The sequence below is a fragment of the Vicinamibacterales bacterium genome, from assembly GCA_036496585.1.
In the GTDB taxonomy this organism is placed as follows: Bacteria; Acidobacteriota; Vicinamibacteria; order Vicinamibacterales; family 2-12-FULL-66-21; genus JAICSD01.
On the sequence record DASXLB010000004.1, the window covers coordinates 48,544 to 66,165 of the forward strand.

15 protein-coding genes are annotated in these 17,622 nt (G+C 68.4%); 13 read left to right on the forward strand and 2 right to left on the reverse strand.

Annotation, left to right across the window (positions count from 1 at the left end; genetic code table 11):
- The first annotated feature begins 3 nt into the window (after window positions 1-3).
- The 5 genes from VGI12_00785 to VGI12_00805 are packed head-to-tail and all read left to right on the forward strand — an operon-like array spanning window position 4 to window position 4,190.
- The gene (locus tag VGI12_00785; GenBank protein HEY2431176.1) at window positions 4-720 is read left to right on the forward strand and encodes a sigma-70 family RNA polymerase sigma factor; all 717 of its coding nucleotides are present in this window, start codon (window positions 4-6) and stop codon (window positions 718-720) included.
- On the forward strand, window positions 713-1,504 hold the full coding sequence (locus VGI12_00790) for a zf-HC2 domain-containing protein (protein HEY2431177.1): 792 nt from the start codon (window positions 713-715) through the stop codon (window positions 1,502-1,504). The genes VGI12_00785 and VGI12_00790 overlap by 8 nt, the downstream gene beginning before the upstream one ends.
- Window positions 1,505-1,512: 8 nt before the next feature.
- Window positions 1,513-2,343 carry a hypothetical protein gene (locus VGI12_00795; protein ID HEY2431178.1) on the forward strand — a complete coding sequence of 277 codons (831 nt, stop codon included), beginning with the start codon at window positions 1,513-1,515 and terminating at the stop codon, window positions 2,341-2,343.
- A 52-nt stretch (window positions 2,344-2,395) separates the two neighbouring features.
- Window positions 2,396-2,872: a hypothetical protein gene (locus VGI12_00800; GenBank protein HEY2431179.1), complete on the forward strand. Its 477-nt coding sequence runs from the start codon at window positions 2,396-2,398 to the stop codon at window positions 2,870-2,872.
- 1 nt (window position 2,873) lies between these two features.
- A complete protein-coding gene (locus tag VGI12_00805; protein ID HEY2431180.1) occupies window positions 2,874-4,190 on the forward strand; it encodes an amino acid permease in 1,317 nt (438 codons plus the stop codon).
- Window positions 4,191-4,202: 12 nt separating this feature from the next.
- On the opposite strand, the gene VGI12_00810 is transcribed toward VGI12_00805, so the two are convergent.
- Together VGI12_00810 and VGI12_00815 are read right to left on the reverse strand one after the other, a co-directional pair.
- On the reverse strand, window positions 4,203-4,571 hold the full coding sequence (locus tag VGI12_00810) for a hypothetical protein (GenBank protein ID HEY2431181.1): 369 nt from the start codon (window positions 4,569-4,571) through the stop codon (window positions 4,203-4,205).
- Between the two features lie 5 nt (window positions 4,572-4,576).
- Entirely contained in the window at window positions 4,577-5,419 is an 843-nt protein-coding gene (locus VGI12_00815) for a PEGA domain-containing protein (GenBank protein ID HEY2431182.1), read from the reverse strand.
- A gap of 382 nt (window positions 5,420-5,801) precedes the next feature.
- On the opposite strand from VGI12_00815, the gene hslV reads away from it, so the two are divergent.
- The 8 genes from hslV to VGI12_00855 all read left to right on the forward strand — a co-directional run bounded on the left by hslV (window position 5,802) and on the right by VGI12_00855 (window position 17,572).
- Complete coding sequence (hslV, locus tag VGI12_00820) at window positions 5,802-6,329, forward strand: ATP-dependent protease subunit HslV (GenBank protein ID HEY2431183.1); 528 nt, start codon at window positions 5,802-5,804, stop codon at window positions 6,327-6,329.
- A 10-nt stretch (window positions 6,330-6,339) separates the two neighbouring features.
- A complete protein-coding gene (gene hslU / locus VGI12_00825; protein ID HEY2431184.1) occupies window positions 6,340-7,722 on the forward strand; it encodes an ATP-dependent protease ATPase subunit HslU in 1,383 nt (460 codons plus the stop codon).
- 4 nt (window positions 7,723-7,726) lie between these two features.
- A complete protein-coding gene (locus VGI12_00830) occupies window positions 7,727-9,001 on the forward strand; it encodes a hypothetical protein (protein HEY2431185.1) in 1,275 nt (424 codons plus the stop codon).
- A 16-nt stretch (window positions 9,002-9,017) separates the two neighbouring features.
- The gene (fsa, locus tag VGI12_00835) at window positions 9,018-9,677 is read left to right on the forward strand and encodes a fructose-6-phosphate aldolase (protein ID HEY2431186.1); all 660 of its coding nucleotides are present in this window, start codon (window positions 9,018-9,020) and stop codon (window positions 9,675-9,677) included.
- 68 nt (window positions 9,678-9,745) lie between these two features.
- Window positions 9,746-11,293, forward strand: a complete 1,548-nt coding sequence (locus VGI12_00840) for a carboxyl transferase domain-containing protein (GenBank protein HEY2431187.1) — start codon at window positions 9,746-9,748, stop codon at window positions 11,291-11,293.
- A gap of 59 nt (window positions 11,294-11,352) precedes the next feature.
- On the forward strand, window positions 11,353-12,867 hold the full coding sequence (locus tag VGI12_00845) for an acetyl-CoA carboxylase biotin carboxylase subunit (GenBank protein HEY2431188.1): 1,515 nt from the start codon (window positions 11,353-11,355) through the stop codon (window positions 12,865-12,867).
- Between the two features lie 12 nt (window positions 12,868-12,879).
- Window positions 12,880-13,395: a biotin/lipoyl-containing protein gene (locus VGI12_00850; protein HEY2431189.1), complete on the forward strand. Its 516-nt coding sequence runs from the start codon at window positions 12,880-12,882 to the stop codon at window positions 13,393-13,395.
- An 82-nt stretch (window positions 13,396-13,477) separates the two neighbouring features.
- Complete coding sequence (locus VGI12_00855) at window positions 13,478-17,572, forward strand: translocation/assembly module TamB domain-containing protein (protein HEY2431190.1); 4,095 nt, start codon at window positions 13,478-13,480, stop codon at window positions 17,570-17,572.
- Window positions 17,573-17,622 lie beyond the last annotated feature (50 nt).

Here is a 17,622-nt window from a genome sequence, read left to right on the forward strand (position 1 = left end):
CTTATGGATCCGAACGTCCCGCTCGAGCGCTGCCTGGCGCCGGGAGGAATCTGCCATGATGAGTGCGGCCCAAGCCTACCCTGTCACGGCCCGGAGAAAGAAAGCCAAAACGCCTGGCCGGCAGTCTTATTGGGCGAGAAGAGAGCGCGCGCACGGATGTCGTCCACGGACGAAGAACTCGTCGCCCGGTCGCAAGGTGGCGACATGGAGAGTTTCAACCAGCTCGTGATGAGGTGGGAGCGGCCGATCTACGCCCTGGCGTACCGGACGATCGGGCGTGAAGAAGACGCCCGAGACGTGTGTCAGGAGACGTTCCTGCGCGCCTTCCGGGCCCTGAAAGGGTTCAAGGGCCAGGCGAAATTCTCGTCGTGGCTCTACCGCATCGCGCTGAATCTGTGCCGCGACTGGTTACGGCGCGAGCGGCGCCAGCCGGTCGTCCAGGCGCCCGAAGGGGTCGATCTCATCGAGATGGCCTCGGCAGCCACGCCGACCGAGACGGTCGAGGATCTGGTCGCGCGACAGGAAATCAGCGCCGCCGTCGCACGCGTGATGGCGCTCCTGCCCGAAGAGCAGCGCACGGCGATCATCCTGAAGGAGTACCACGGGCTCACCTTTCAGGAAATCGCGGACATGTTGGATTGCCCGCTGAGCACGGTGAAGACGCGGTTGTATCAGGGCCTCAGCGTCCTGCGCCGCCAGTTGGATAGAACGCATGTGTAACAAGATAGACAACGCCGATCTGATTTCCTACCTCTACGAGGATCTCGACGCGGCCGGGCGCGGCGCGTTCGAACGGCATCTGCGCGGCTGCGCCGACTGCCGCGACGAGCTCGCCGCCCTGCGCGCGGTGCGCACCGATTTGCTGCGATGGACCCCGCCCGAGCCGGAATTCGCCTTCCGCCTCGTTGCCGAACCCCGCGCGGCGATGGGCCGTGTCCTGACGCCTGCCGTCGCCTCGTGGCGATCCTGGCTCACACCGGCCGCCGGCCTGGCGGCCGCCGCCGTCCTCGTGCTCGCCGCCGCGGCCGGGCTGGCCCGCATCGAAGTGCACGCCGGCTCCGACGGCTGGACGCTGCGCACCGGCTCGTCGGGCGCCGCGGCGCTCGACTCGACGCGCATGGCGGCGTTCGCGGCGCACGACGTGAACCTGACGGCCGACGACGGCGCGTTCGCCGCGATCGAGCGGCGGATCGCGGCGCTCGAGACGTCGTCGCGCGAAACGGCGGCCTGGCGCAACGTCTCGCTGTCGGCGGCGCGGCCCTCGAATGACGAGGAGCTCATGAGGGTCGTGCGCGAGCTGCTGGCGCAGAGCGAGACGCGCCAGAAGGGTGAGCTGGCGCTCCGCATCGCCCAGGTCATTCGTGACGTCGATGCGCAGCGCGTCGCCGACCTGAACCGTGTGCAGCAGGGGATCGGCCGCATCGACGCGACGGTCGCGGACGAAGCGGCGGCGCATCGCGAGCTGATGAACTACATCCTGACGTCGACCTCGAAGACCAGATAGGTGCCATCGTGAATCGAACGCTACTTCTCGTTACCGTCCTGGCGCTGACCGCCACGAGCGCCCGCGCCCAGGACGCAGTCCCGCAAACGCCTCCGCCGGCGCGCGCCGACGCAGGACCGAACATGCAGCGCATCTACCATATCCGGCAGATCGAGAGCATGCTGACCAACGCCGTCAAGGCAGGGGCGGCCTCGCTCGCCAGCGAGCTGAAGATCTCGGAGCCCAACAGCCTGTTCGTGACCGGCAACGCGCGCAGCCGCGGTTTCGAGCTGGCAGGCTACGGCGTGTTCTTCGACGTCGACGTGCCGACGATGATGCAGAGCGTGCTGTGGGTGACGCAGCAGCAGCAGCAGCGGCAGTACGTCGATTCGCTGCGCGGCCGCCTGGCCGATCCGTCGCTCGACCCGTCCGTCCGCAACATGATCAACGTGGAGCTGTCGCGGGTACAACGCGCGATGGATCGCGGGATGATGTATATGTCAGCTCCGCCGATGCAGCCTGCGCCGCAGGGGCTGGCCGTCGCCGCCACGACCGACGCACCGGCGCTCTCCCCCGTACCGCCGCCGCCGAGCGATCCGCGGAGCCCCGACGAGCTCTATACCGAGACGATCAAGGGCGCGCTCATCGACGCCATGCTCAGCTACGGCAACGCGCTGCAGCTCGGCGACGACGAGTGGCTGACGATTGCGGCGCGCGCCACCAACCAGGGCACGCCGGGCCAGCTCGACGACTCGTCGTCGATCGTGATCCGCGTCAAGGGCAGCGATCTCTCGGCCTACATCAAACGGCAGCTCACCCGCGACGAGATCATGAAGAAGATCGAGATCAAGGAAGGATAGAATGCCGCTCATGCGGCGTCGTTCCGTTGCGCTCCTCCTATCCGTCGCAGCCGTGTCCTTGCTGGCTGCGTCGTGTGGCAAGCCCGTCGATCTCAAGCAGGCGCTCCAGGTCGCCGACGAATCGGCCGGCTACCACGACGCCGGCATCGTCGACGGGCGCAACAAGATCGTCCCGAGCATCACCTTCCGGATCCGCAAGTCGACCGACGACAGCCTGCGGCCGCTCTCCCTGAACGTGGTGTTCAAGAAGCTGCCGCGCGCCGGCACGGCGGTCCCGCCCGGCCAGCCGACGGAAGAAGACTTCGACGAGGTCTTCAAGCAGAGCGTCTCCTTCACCGGCAGCCAGACCGACCTGCTGACCGTGCGCGCGAGCGCCGGCTACACGGGCGACCCGCCGCAGTCCCGCGCCGATCTGCTCAAGCACTCGCAGTTCCAGGACATGCGCGTGCACATCTTCGCCAAGCACAGCTCGTCGCAGTGGGTGGAGATCGCCCACTTCGATCTGCCGCGCCAGCTGCTGACCGAGTAGCGTGGCGCTCCCGGCCGGCGCCTTTCTCGAACGGAGGCTCGGTGCGTTCGATGCCGCGGCGATCGTCGTCTCGAACGTCATCGGCGGCGGCATTTTCTTCGTTCCGGTGATCGTCGCGCAGCTGGTGCCCAACCCCGGCGCTCTGTTGGCGGTATGGGTGGCGGGTGGCACGCTTGCCCTGTTCGGCGCGATGGCTTATGCCGAGCTCGCCGCCGTGCGGCCGCATGCCGGCGGCGAGTACGTCTACCTCCGCGACGCCTTCGGGCCGGTCGCGGCGTTCCTCACCGGTTGGACGTCGTTCATCGCCGGCTTCTCGGGCGCGATCGCGGCGAGCGCGGTCGCGCTTGCCGACTACGTCACCCGCTTCGTGCCGGGAGCGGCGCACGCCCGGCCGGTCCTCGCGCTGACGGCGATCGCGGCGCTGACGCTCGTGCACGTGCGCGGCGTCGGTCCGGGGCGGCTCGTCCAGAACCTGCTGGCCGGATTGAAGGTCGCCGGCATCCTGATCATCGTGGCGGCCGGGTTCGCATTCGGCCACGGCCACGCCGAGAATCTGACGCCGGCCGGCCACGCGGCTGCCGTACCGTGGCTGCTCGCGCTGGTGCCGGTGATGTTCACCTATTCGGGCTGGAACGCCGCTGCCTATGTCGCCGAGGAGGTGCGCGATCCGTCGCGCAACGTGCCGCTGGCGCTCGGCCTCGGGACGCTGGCGGTGGTGGCCATCTACGTCCTGCTGAACGCGCTGTATCTCTACGCGATCCCGGTGGGGGAGCTGTCGGCCGTGCCGGGCGGGCGGCTGCTCGACACCGCCGCTGAACGAATGTTCGGCGTCGCAGCGGGCCACCTGCTCGCGGTCTTCACGATCGTCAGCCTGTCGGCGAGCGTCAGCGCGATGATTCTCGCGGGCCCGCGCGTCTACTTCGCGATGGCGCGCGACGGCATGTTCGTGCGCGCCGCCGGGCGCGTGCATCCGCGCTTCCACACCCCGGCCGCGGCGATCATCGCGCAGAGCATCTGGAGCGCGGTGCTGGTGCTGTCGGGCACGCTGTCGCAGCTGGTGAGCTATACCGGATTCGCGGTGGTGCTGTTTTCGGCCGTCGCGGTGAGCGCACTCTTCGTGCTGCGGCGCCGCGATGCGCTGGGACGTGCGCCGGCCTTCTCGGCGATCGGATATCCCTGGGCGCCAGCGCTGTTCGTGATCGCGAGCGCGGTCATGCTCGGCAACGAGGTCTGGCGCAATCCGCTGCCGACGCTGGTGGGCAGCGCGCTCATCGCCGCCGGCGTCCCTGTGTATTTTCTGGTGCGCGCCCGCCGCTGAGCGCGGCCGCCCTCACGGCGCGCTCGTCAGCAACGCGATCAGGGTCGCGGCCGCAAGCGCACCATCGCTCGCCGCAAACAGCAGAAAACTCGCCGGTGAATGGCCGCGCACGACATAGTCGAGCAGGAAGGCCGCCGCGCCGCCGAACTTCAGCAGCGGGCCCATGACCCAGAGATACCAGCGGGCGCCGGCCGGATCACGATAGGGGAAGTAATAGCCGATACCGACAGCCAGGAGAAACAGGCCGTTGAGATCGGCGAAAATCGGCGGCTGCGGGGGGGTTACGCCGAACAGCGCCGCGAACCGATTTGCGGCGAGCAGGAGAAAGAGGCCGATCGCCGCGTCATACACGCCAGAGATCGCGGCGACCAGCCTGAGCACGGAGGCTATTGGCTTTTCTTCATGTCGCCGGCGAAGGTCACGGTCTGCTCCGGCGTGATCAGCACGTCGAATTCCGTCGTTTCGTAACCCTCGGCGCGCATCTCGACCTTGTGTCGTCCGCCGTTGAGCGTCAGTTTCTGGAATGCGCCGTCGAATTCGTCGACCGTGCCGACATAGAAGCCGTCGACGTAGACCTTGGCGTTGCGCGGCTTCACCTTCAACTTGAGGTTGCCCTGATCGTGTCCGCCGTAGACCTTGCTCGAATACGCGCCGTAGCCGGCGCCGTAGTCGTAGGGGTCGCTATAGTACGGATCGATGTAGCCCGACGGGATGCCGTAGCCCATTCCGAACGGTGCGTAGAGCGGGTATCCGTAGAAGCCCTGATCGTAGAAGCCGAGTCCAAGCCCGTACCCGAACCCGCCATAGAAGTACGGATCGTAGCGGCCGCTATAGGGCAGCCGATCAGCCGCGCTGGCGGGCGGTCTCGGACCGACGCGCGTCACCGCGGTCCCGGTGGCGGGGTGATCGTTGCGCGGCCGGCTCCAGCTCGGAACTTCCGGCGCGCCGGCGACGTTGTTCGGCGCGCCTTCGCTGGCGCGACGCCCGCTGGCGGCGTTCGACGCCGCAACACCGCGGTTCACGGCGCGATCGCCGCCGCCGGCCGGGGCCGAACGCGCCGGGCTCGGGCTCGGCGTGCTGCCGCTCGACGAGCGCGGCGCGGCCTGTCCTGACGGTGTCCGCGCCTGCGCCGACGCGCCGCGCGTGCCGCTCTCGCTGTAATTGTTCCGGCGTTCCGGAGCCACCATCCGGACGCCGCGGTCGCCCATGCTGATCGACGGGGACGCCATCGCCGAGGCCGAAGGTGAGCCCGCGCTCGAGCCGCTCGTGCTCGACGAGCCGCCGCTGGTGGCGATGTTGCCGCCCCCGCCGCTGCTTCCGCTGCTCGTGGTCGTACCCCCACCGCCGCCGCTGGAGCGATCGCCGCTGCCGGCCGCAGGCGAAGGACGCTGCGCCAGCGCCGGACCGGCCGTCAACAGGAGGGTTGCGACGAAGCTGCCGAGCCTGAACGTGGATCGCTTCATAATGCGTCTCCCCGAGGCGTATTGTGCAACAGAACTGCCACAAATGGATCCCGGAAATACAACGTCGGAATTAGACGTCTGGCTGAGGTTGTCACCGGTTCCAGACGCCCCACTGTCTCCTTTTCGCTTGATACACTCGGGATTTGACATGTTCCAGGCAACCACGGTTCTGGCGGTGCGGCACAACGGGCAGGCGGTGATGGCCAGCGACGGCCAGGTCACCCTGGGGAACACGGTCGTCAAGCAGCGCGCCCGGAAGATCCGCCGGCTTTATAACGATCGCATCCTCGCGGGTTTTGCCGGCTCCGCGGCCGATTCGTTCGCGCTCTTCGCCCGCTTCGAAGCCAAGCTGGAACAGTATCGCGGCAATCTGGAGCGATCCGCCGTCGAGCTCGCCAAGGACTGGCGGACAGATCGCATGCTGCGGCGCCTCGAAGCGATGCTGGTCGTGATGGACGCGACCGCGACCTACCTGCTGTCCGGCACCGGCGATCTCATCGAGCCCGACGACGGCATTGTCGCGATCGGCTCGGGAGGTCCGTTCGCGCTCGCGGCCGCCAAGGCTCTCGCCGCGCACACCGGGCTCGACGCGCGCGCCATCGCGGAACACTCCATGCAGATCGCCGCGTCGATCTGCATCTATTCCAACGACACGCTGACCATCGAAACGCTATAGGCGATTCGCCATGCCGATTTATCTTCCCGAAGCGACCGTCTCGACCGTGCAATCGCTGACCCCGCGGCAGATTGTCGTCGAACTCGACAAGTACGTCGTCGGCCAGCACCAGGCCAAGCGCGCCGTCGCGATCGCGCTGCGCAACCGGATGCGCCGCCAGAAGCTGTCGCCCGACATGGCCGAGGAGGTGGCGCCCAAGAACATCCTCATGATCGGCCCGACCGGCGTCGGCAAGACCGAAATCGCGCGCCGGCTGGCGAAGCTCGCGCAGTCCCCCTTCCTCAAGATCGAGGCGTCGAAGTTCACCGAAGTGGGCTACGTGGGGCGGGACGTCGAGTCGATGATCCGCGACCTGACCGAGATCGCGGTCGACCTCGTGCGCGAGGAGCGCACGGCGGAGGTCCGCGAGAAGGCGAGGCAGGCGGCCGAGGAGCGGGTCCTGGATCTGCTGCTGCCGCCGCTGCCGACGGCGTCGGAATACGACGAGCAGGCCGCGTCGATCCGCGAGCAGGCGCAGCGGACGCGCGAAAAGCTGCGCGAGCAGCTGCGCGACGGCCGGCTCGATCACAAACAGGTCGAGATCGACATCCGCGAGAAGTCGTTCCCGTCCTTCGAGATCATCCAGGGCGGCGCGGTCGAGGAGATCGACATCAACGTCAAGGAGATGCTGCCGGGTCTTTTCCAGGGGCGCACCCGCAAGCGTCGGGTGCTCGTGCCGCAGGCGCTCGAGGCGTTGCGCCAGGAGGAGGAGCAGAAGCTCGTCGACATGGAGACCGTAGCGCGCGCCGCCGTCGAGCGCGTGCAGCAGTCCGGCATCGTGTTCCTCGACGAAATCGACAAGGTCGCCGGGCGCGAAGGCGGCCACGGCCCCGACGTCAGCCGCGAGGGAGTACAGCGCGACATCCTGCCGATCGTCGAGGGCACGACGGTGAACACGAAGTACGGGATGGTCCGCACCGACCACATCCTGTTCATCGCCGCCGGCGCGTTCCACGTCTCGAAGCCGTCGGACCTGATTCCCGAACTGCAGGGGCGGTTCCCGATCCGGGTCGAGCTCGAGGCGCTCGGCCGCGAGGATTTCGTGCGCATCCTGACCGAGCCGAAGAGCGCGCTGGTCCGCCAGTACACGGCGCTCCTCGCGACCGAGGGGGTCGAGCTCGAGTTCACGCCCGACGCGATCGAGCGCATCGCCGACGTGGCGACGTTCGTCAACGAGCGCACCGAGAACATCGGCGCGCGGCGGCTGCACACGGTGATGGAGAAACTGCTCGACGAGGTCTCGTTCGACGCGCCGGAGCTGCAGGAGAAGCGCCTGCGCATCGACGCCGCCTACGTCGATCGCATGCTCAGCGCGATTGCCAAGAACGAAGATCTCTCGCGATATATCCTGTAGGGCGTTGCGCAATCCCGGATTTCGGCTGTTCGGCGCCGCGCTCGCCGTGCTCGCGCTGGGTGCCGGGTGCGGCAAGAAAGGGGCGCCGCGCGCGCCGCTCAACCTCGCGCCCGAGGCGCCCCGCAGCGTCACCTCCCGCCGGCTCGGCGACACTGTCTATCTGCAGATGATCGTGCCGGACAAGGCCATGAACGGGCGCGGCGAGTTCTCGGTCGATCACGTCGACGTCTACGCGGTGACGGTGGCGCCCGGCACTCCGACGCCGCCGACCCGCAACTTCATCAAGCCGGCGCACGTCATCGCCAGCATTCCGATTCAGCCGCCGGCCGATCCGGATGCGCCCGAACCCGAGACGCCGGATCCACGGCCGCGGCCCGGCGAGACGGTCACCTTCGCCGAGACCGTCACCGAAGCGCAGCTGACGCCGACGCCGATCGAGCCCGTCGCCGCCGACAAGGCGGCGGCGAAGGAGACGGCCGGCAGGGGCGCGAAGAACGGCCGGAAGAAGCAAAACGAACCCGCGGCCGCCGCGCCGGCCGCGCCGCCGCCCGGGCCCGTCGGCCCGCCGGTGCTGACCCGCTTCTACATGTTGATGGGCGTACCGAAGAAAGGGCGCGGCATGGTGCCGTCGGCGCGCGTCGAAGTGCCGCTGCTGCAGCCGCCAGGCGCGCCGAGCCCCGGCATCTCCTCCGCCGACGAGACCTCGGTGACCGTGACCTGGCAGCCGCCTCCCTCGTCGACCGACGAGGTGCCGGGCGTGCTCTACAACGTGTATGCTGCGCGCGCCGACGCGACGGCGCCCCAGCCGGCCGCCGGGCAGCGGGTGGCGCCGGTGCCGCTCAACCCGGCGCCGCTGAGCGACACGGCGTTCACCCGTGCCGGCGCCGAGCCCGGCAAGGAGCAGTGCTTCGTGGTGCGCAGCCTCGCGCCGGTCGGCACGGCGGTGATCGAGAGCGATCCAAGCCGTCCGATCTGCATCACGCCGAAAGACACGTTTCCGCCGGCCGCGCCGAAAGGGCTGGCCGCGGTGGCGAGCACCGGCTCGATCAATCTGATCTGGGACGCCAACGGCGAGTCCGATCTGGCCGGCTATGTCGTCTTGCGCGGCGAGGCCCCCGGTGCCACACTGCAGCCGCTCACGGCCGAGCCGATCAAGGAGACGCGCTATACGGATCGCAGCGCCAGCGCCGGCGTCCGCTACGCGTACCAGGTGATCGCCGTCGACCGTGCCGGCAATCGCAGCGCGCCGTCGAACCGGGTGGAAGAAGCGGCGCGATGAACGGAGGGGGACAGTCATGAAGATCTTCATCGATACGGGCAACCTGCAGGACATCCAGAGGCTGGTGCCGCTCGGCATCATCGACGGCATCACCACCAACCCCTCGCTGCTCGCCAAGGAACCCGGCGACTACCGAGACAACCTGAAGAAGATCTGCCAGATCGTGCAGGGACCGACCAGCGCCGAGGTCGTCGAGACCGAGGCCGAGGCGATGATCCGGCAGGGGCGCGATCTGTCGAAGATCGATCCGCACATCGTCGTCAAGGTGCCGCTGACGCGCGACGGCATCAAGGCCTGCAAGCAGCTGTCGAGCGAAGGTCTCAAGGTGAACGTGACCTTGTGCTTCACGCCGGGACAGGCCCTGCTCGCCGCGAAGGTCGGCGCCACCTACATCAGCCCGTTCGTCGGCCGCCTCGACGACATCGGGACACCGGGGATGGAGCTGATCCGCGACATCGTCGAGATCTACAACAACTACGACTTCAAGACCGAGGTGCTCGTCGCCAGCACACGCGGTCCGATGCACATTGTCGAGGCGGCGCGCATGGGGGCCGACATCTGCACCTGCCCGCCGGCGGTGATCGACGCGCTCTTCAACCATCCGCTGACCGACAGCGGCCTGAAGAAGTTCCTGGCGGACTGGGACAAGGCCTACGGTGCAACGGCGCAGCGATAGCGTGACGCCGACGTGCGCGCGAGAGCGCCTGTAGGGGGGCTTCGGGGAGCGACACCCCCGAATGAAAAATGGATCCGATCACGCATCTCGAAGATCTCGAACGCCGCGCTGAGCTGGGCGGCGGCGAGGCGCGCCTGAAGAAGCAGCACGACGGCGGCAAGCTGACCGCGCGCGAGCGCATCGACCTGCTCTTCGATCCGGGGACGTTCGACGAGAGCGACAAGCTGGTCACGCATCGCTGCCGCGACTTCGGCATGGACGACCCCGGCACCCAGATTCCCGGCGACGGCGTCGTCGCCGGTTCGGGACGCGTCGACGGCCGCCTGGTCTACGCCTTCGCGCAGGACTTCACCGTCTTCGGCGGTTCGCTCTCGGAGACCAACGCCGCCAAGATCGTGAAGATCATGGACCTCGCGATGAAGATGGGGGCGCCGATCGTCGGCTTGAACGATTCCGGCGGCGCGCGCATCCAGGAAGGGGTGCTGTCGCTCGGCGGCTACGCCGACATCTTCCTGCGGAACACTCTGGCATCGGGCGTCATCCCGCAGATCTCGGCGATTCTGGGGCCGTGCGCCGGCGGCGCCGTCTACTCGCCGGCGATCACCGACTTCACCATCATGGTCGAGGACACGAGCTACATGTTCGTCACCGGCCCCGACGTGATCCGCACGGTGACCCACGAGGAGGTGACGAAGGATCAGCTCGGCGGTGCGATGACCCACAACCAGACGAGCGGCGTCGCCCATTTCGCGGTCCCGGATGATCGGGCCTGCCTGCGGCTCATCCGCGAGCTGCTCTCGTACCTGCCTGGGAACAACGTCGACGACCCGCCGCGGCTCGACAGCGCCGATCCGATCGACCGCGAAGACGCGGCGCTGGACCGCCTGGTGCCGGCATCGCCGAACCAGCCTTACGACATCCTCGACCTCATTCACGCGGTGGCCGACGAGGGCGCGTTCCTCGAAGTGCACCGTCACTTCGCCAAGAACCTCGTCGTCGGCTTCGCGCGGCTCGGCGGCCGCACCGCCGGCATCGTCGCCAACCAACCGGCGTTCCTCGCCGGCACGCTCGACATCGACGCCTCGGTCAAGGGGGCGCGGTTCGTGCGCTTCTGCGACGCGTTCAACATTCCGCTGGTCACGTTCGAAGACGTGCCGGGCTTCCTTCCCGGCACCGTGCAGGAGTACGGCGGGATCATCCGTCACGGCGCCAAGCTGCTCTACGCCTTTGCCGAGGCGACCGTGCCGAAGGTGACGGTGATCACGCGCAAGGCCTACGGCGGCGCCTACTGCGTGATGTCGAGCAAGCACATCCGCACCGACGTGAACTTCGCGTGGCCGACCGCCGAGATCGCGGTCATGGGACCCGACGCCGCCATCAACATCCTCTACAAGCGCGAGCTCGAGAAGGCCGACGACCCGGCGGCGGCGCGCGCCGAGCGTGTCGCCGAGTTCAGGGAGAAGTTCGCGAACCCCTACGTGGCCGCGGCGCGCGGCTTCATCGACGAAGTGATCTACCCTCGCCAGACGCGGGCCAAGCTGATCGCCGCGCTCGCGGCTCTCGAAACCAAACGCGACCGCAATCCTCCCAAGAAACACGGCAACATTCCGCTCTAGCGCCTGGTACGTCGAGGGCCGGGGAGAACGGCCCCGGGAAGCCGATTACAATTGACGGCGTGAAAGTGCTCGTCGCCAACCGCGGCGAAATTGCCGTGCGGGTCATTCGGGCCTGCCGCGAGCTCGGCCTGCCGACGGTGGCGGTGTATTCCGACTGCGACCGGGGCGCGCGGCACGTCCGCGACGCCGGCCAGGCGGTGCACATCGGCCCCAGCCCCGCCGTCGACAGCTACCTCCGCATCGAGCGGCTGATCGACGCCGCGCGCGCCACCGGTGCCGACGCGGTGCATCCCGGCTACGGGTTCCTGGCGGAGAATGCCGGATTCGCGGCGGCCTGCCGCGACGCGGGCCTGACCTTCATCGGCCCGTCCGCCGAGGCGATCCGCATGATGGGGAGCAAGACCGGGGCGCGCGAGATCGCGATTCGCGCAGGCGTCGCGGTCGTGCCCGGGACCGAGGCGCCGCTTGCGGCGGACGTGAGCGATCACGATCTGCAGCGTCACGGCGACGGCATTGGCTATCCGCTGGTGGTGAAAGCGGTGGCCGGCGGCGGCGGCAAGGGCATGCGCGTCGTCGAATCCCCAGAGGCGCTGGTCAACGCAGTCCGGACGGCGCGCTCCGAAGCGGGCTCGGCCTTCGGTGACTCCGCCGTGTATTTCGAACGGCGGGTGCGGACGCCGCGGCACATCGAGATCCAGCTTCTGGCCGACCACTATGGCACCGTGCTGCCGTTTGTCGAGCGCGAGTGCTCGATCCAGCGGCGGCATCAGAAAGTGGTCGAGGAATCTCCGTCGACCGTCGTCGACGCGCGGCTGCGCCGCCGCCTGGCCGACGCCGCCGCGTCGGTGGCGGCCGCCGCCGGCTATACCAACGCCGGGACGATCGAATTCCTGCTCGACGAGGATGGCACGTTCTATTTCCTGGAGATGAACACGCGGCTGCAGGTCGAGCATCCGGTCACGGAAATGGTGACCAGCCTCGACCTCGTGCACTGGCAGATCCGGATCGCGCGCGGCGAACGGCTGGCCATCGATCCGGAACGCGCGCTGACGCCGCACGGCCACGCCATCGAGTGCCGGATCTATGCCGAGGATCCCGACCAGGGCTTTCTGCCCTCGCCGGGACTCGTCCGCGCGATCGCGCCGGCGAGCGGTCCTGGCATCCGCGACGACGGCGGCGTGCTGGCGGGGTTCACGGTGCCGGTGTTCTACGACTCGATGATCGCCAAGCTGGTCGCCTGGGGCGGTTCGCGCCCCGAGGCGATCGCGCGCATGGCGCGGGCGCTCGAGGAGTACGAGGTGCTCGGGATCCGGACGACCATCCCGTTCTTCGTGTGGCTCATGCGGCAGCCCGACTTCATGGCGGCGCGCTTCGACACGACCTACCTCGATCGCCTGCTGGCGGCGCGGCACGGCGAGTCGTTCAGTGCGTTCGACGACGACGACGAACGGCTCGTCGCCATCGCCGCCGCGCTCGATGCGATGTGGCGAACCGGCGGGACGGCGCGCGCCGTGCCGGGGCGCCCGGGTGGGGCGTGGCGAGCCGCCGGCAGGCTGGATGCCCAGCGTGCGTAGCTCCGAGCGGCCATGACGTTCGAGATCGAAGTCAACGGACGAAGCCGTTCCGTCTCGATCGAGCGCGCCGGCGACAGCCGTTTCCGGGTCACCGTCGATGGGGAGGTGGCGCTGGTCGACGCGCAGCGGGTCGGCGCATATGGCGTGTCGCTGCTGTTCCCCGACGCGTCGAGCCGCTCGGCGCGGGTGGCGGTGGCGCCCGGCCCGACGCCGGGAGAACAGCTCGCGTACCTGCAGGGCCGCATCGCCTCGCTGGCGGTCAACGCCCGGCGGACCGGCCGCGGCGCGGCCGACTCGGACGCCGCCACACACGGAGAACAGCGCGTCACCGCGCCGATGCCCGGGCGCGTCGTGCGCGTGCTGGTCTCGCCCGGCGATGCGGTCGAGGCCCGCCAGCCGCTCGTGGTCGTCGAGGCGATGAAGATGGAGAACGAGCTGCGCTCGCCCAAGAGCGGCCACGTCAAGGAAGTGGCGGTCGTGGCTGGGACTTCGGTCGAAGCCGGCCGCGTGCTGCTCGTCATTGACTGACCAGATGATCGATCCACCGGCGCCGCCGCCCGCGCGGGAGGGAGGGACGCCCGCCGCGCCACGGACCAGGCCGCGACGGTGGATGCGCCGACTGATTCGCGCCCTCGGCCTGATCCTCGCGATCGTCGTCGCCGGCCTGATGACGTCCTTGACGATCGACCTGGGGCCGTCGCTCAAGAAACGCGCGGAGAAGGCCGGCTCCGACTGGCTGGATCGCCCGATGCACATGGGCTATCTCGGGATCCATCTCGCGAGCGGATCGTTCGAGGTGCGCGATCTGGTGATCGACGGGTTGAAGCCCGGCGATCACCCGTTCCTGACGGCGAGGCGGATCACGGTCTACCTGCCGTGGTGGACCATCTTCACGCACGAGCTGATCGTCGACACGGTCGAGATGTCGGATTGGGACATGCTCGTCGAGCAGTTTCCCGGGGGCAAGCACAGTTTCCCGAGAGTGACCGGGCCGAAGCGTCCGCCCCGAACCGGCGAGCCGCGCTTCAAGTTCACGACCACCACGAAGCTGGTGATCGCGCGCAACGGGCGCTTTACCTACGACGATCACGGCACGCCGTGGCGGGTCGTCTGTCCGAATCTTTCGGTCAGCGTGTTCAAGGGGGTGGACACCTACCGCGGCACCGCGCAGTTCAGCAAGGGCTCGGTCAAGATCCAGAACTACGAGGAGTTCCCTGCCGATTTCGAGACGCGGTTCCGGATCGAGGACGGCAAGGTGCAGCTCGAATCGGCCGACATCCAGAGCCGTGGCGCGTCCACGGCAGTGACCGGCTACGTCGATCTGCGCAACTGGCCCGACATGCTCTACAACGTCAAGGCCAATGTCGACTTTCCGACCTGGAAGGCCGTGTTCTTCAAGGACATGAACTTCAGCGTGACGGGCGCGGGGCAGTTCGCGGGCACCTTCCGCTTCTTCAAGCAGCCCGACGGCACCGGGCGCGAGCTGAAGGGCAGCTTCACGAGCGCCGAGGCCGGCGTCAACGCGTGGCGCTTTGGCAACGTGCACGGGTCGCTCCTCTGGGACAACCACGCCTTCCGTGTCACCGACGTCACGACCGGTCTCTACGGCGGGCGCGCCAAGTTCGACTACCTGATGGAGCCGATCGGCGAGGCGCGGCCGGCGCAGGCCGTGTGGGACGCCACCTACGCCGACGTCGATCTGCACGTCATCACGGACTTCCTCCAGCTCCAGGGGATCCGCCTCGAGGGACGCGCGGCCGGCCGCAATCGCCTGGAATGGCCGCTCGGGCGCTTCGCGGAAAAGCACGGCAGCGGCCAGATCGTCGCGACCATGTCGGGGGCGGCGCGGCCGATGACCCGCGCGCTCAGTCCCGACCGCATCGCGACCGTCGATCCCCTCCCGCCGGAGTACGGACCGTTCAATCCGCAGCACCCGCTCGGCTACCTGCCGGTGGCGGGATCGATCGGCTACACGCTGACGCCGCAGTGGATCACGGTCGCCCCTGGCAGCTGGGCGGCGACCGAGAAGACCTACGTCGAGTTCTCGGGGCAGACCGCCTGGGCGGACCGATCGACGATGCCCTTTCACGTCACCAGCCTGGACTGGCTCGAGAGCGATCGCCTGCTCGCCGGCATCATGACCGCGTTCGGCTCGCCGACCGGCACGATCGACATCGGCGGCCGCGGCGAATTCGACGGCACGATGCTGGGGGCGTTCCGGCGGCCGCGCATCGAAGGACACTTCGCCGGCGACCGCCTGCGCGCGTGGGACACGGTCTGGGGCCACCTCGTCTCCGATCTCGTGATCGAGAACAGCTACGTCGATATCAGCCACGGCGTGATCACGAAGGGGGACGCGCGGATCGACACGAGCGGCCGCTTCTCCCTCGGCTATCCGCGCCAGGACAACGGCGAGGAGATCAACGCCGACGTGCAGATGCGCGGATGGCCGCTCGTCGACCTGCGTCACGCCTTCGAACTCGACGACTGGCCAGTCGACGGTTCGACGTCGGGGACGTTCCGTATCCACGGCCACTACCAGACCCCGTTCGGCAGCGGCCGGCTGCAGGTCGACGGCGGCCGCGGTTACGGCGAATCGTTCGAGTCGGCGACCTCCAACCTGGCGTTCGAAGGCAATGGCGTCCGCATGGAGTCCTTCCAGATACGGAAGGCGAGCGGCGCGATGACGGGCGCGGCGTGGATCGGCTGGGACGGCACCTATTCGTTCGACGCCAACGGCGTGAAGATTCCGGTCGAGTCGCTCGACATGCTCGCGTTCCCGAAGACGCCGCTGTCGGGAATCCTCGACTTCACCGCCACCGGCGCCGGCTCGTTCGGCAGTCCGCGCTACGACGTGAAAGCGACGATCGCCGACCTCTTCGTCAAGGACGAGGGGGTCGGGCTCGTCTCGGGCACGCTCTCACTGCGCAACGACATGGTGACGCTGACCGAGCTCAACGCCCAATCGCGGCGGCTCTCGGTCACCGGCCAGGGGCAGCTGGCGTTGAACCCTGAGCGCGACGTCGATCTGACGCTGCGCTTCTCGGATACCTCGCTCGATCCGTACCTCCGGCTGGCGGCGGGGTTCTCACCCTTCAACACGATCATCGCCGACGGCGTGATCCGCGCGCGCGGCGAGCTGTCGGACATCGATCACCTCGTCGTCGAGACGACGGTCGATCGGCTCCAGCTCAAGCTGTTCGATTATCCGGCGACGAACGACGGGCCGATCCAGCTGGCCCTCGATCAGCACGTGGTCGAGGTGCGCCGGTTCAAGCTCACTGGCGAAGGGACGGCGCTGGATCTGAGCGGCAGCATCGACCTGCATCAGCAGCGCATCGCGCTCGAGGCATCCGGCGACGCCAGCCTCGGGATCCTGCAGGCGTTCTACCCGTCGCTGCGCACGTCGGGAACCGCGGCGCTGCACGCGCAGGTGCGGGGCGGTCTGGACCATCCGGAGTTCTCAGGCGACGCGACCATCTCGGGCGGACGGCTTCTCTATTCGGCGCTGCCGCAGAGCCTGCAGGACTTCAACGGCCGGCTGGTCTTCGACGCGCAGGGCATCCGCATCGTCGACGCCTCCGGCCAGATTGGCGGCGGACGGGTGACGTTCGGGGGGCGCATCGGACTCAACGGCTTTCGTCTCGGCGCCGTCGATCTGACGGCGGCCGGCGACCAGATGCATCTGCGCTATCCAGAGGGCTTCCGCTCGACCGTCGACGCCGACCTGACGCTGCGCGGCGATCTGACGCAGCTGGTGGTCGGCGGCAACGTGACGATCCTGGACGGCGTCTACACCAAACGCTTCGAGCCGAACGTCGACATCTTCTCGATGATCGGCGGCACCACGCCGCTGCCGCAGCCGGTGTCGGCGGCCGCGGCGCTGCCGGTACGCTACGACGTGCACGTGCTGGCGCCCGGAACGCTGCGGCTCGAGAACAATGTCGCGCGCATCGCCTCGCGCGCCGACCTGACGCTCAACGGCACCTACGACAAGCCGGTCCTGTTCGGCCGCGCCGACATCGAGCGCGGCGAGATCATCTTCGAAGGCAACCGCTACCGGATCACCCGGGGCACGATCGACTTCGAAGATCCGACCGGCATCAAGCCGTTCTTCGACATCGAGGCCGAGGCGCGGATCCGCTCGACGTCGCAGTCGATTGGCAGCACGATCAGCGCCACCGACGCCTATCGGGTGACGCTCGGCGTGTCGGGGTCGCTCGACAAGCGCCTGAATCTGTCGGTCAACTCCGATCCGCCGCTGCCGACGGTGGATGTCATCGCGCTGGTGTTCGGCCAGCCGACCGGCGACCTGAGCAACCCTGAGCTGCGCAGCCTGAGCGCGCAGGCCACGGCCCAGACCGAGGAGCAGCTGCTGCGCTCGATGTTCGTCCGCATGTTCACCAATACGCTGACCGCGCCGCTCGGCCGCGCCGTCGAGCAGTCGCTCGGCATCGACACGGTGCAGATCATGCCCGGGCTCGGCTCGTCGGCCGATCCGCTGACGCCGACGGCGCGCCTGATCCTCGGCAAGCGGATCTCCAACCGCGCCTACCTGACGTATTCAAAGGCGCTCAGCACGACCACCAACGGCGATCAGGTGATCGTGCTGGAGTACGACCAGTCGGATCGGCTGGGCTGGGTGTTGACGCAGACGGGCGCGTATACGTTTGCGATCGACTTCCGCGTACGGAGGGTGTTCTAGAAGGTGCCAAGGGTGCTAGGGGTGCTAAGGGTGCTAAGGGTGCCAGGTGC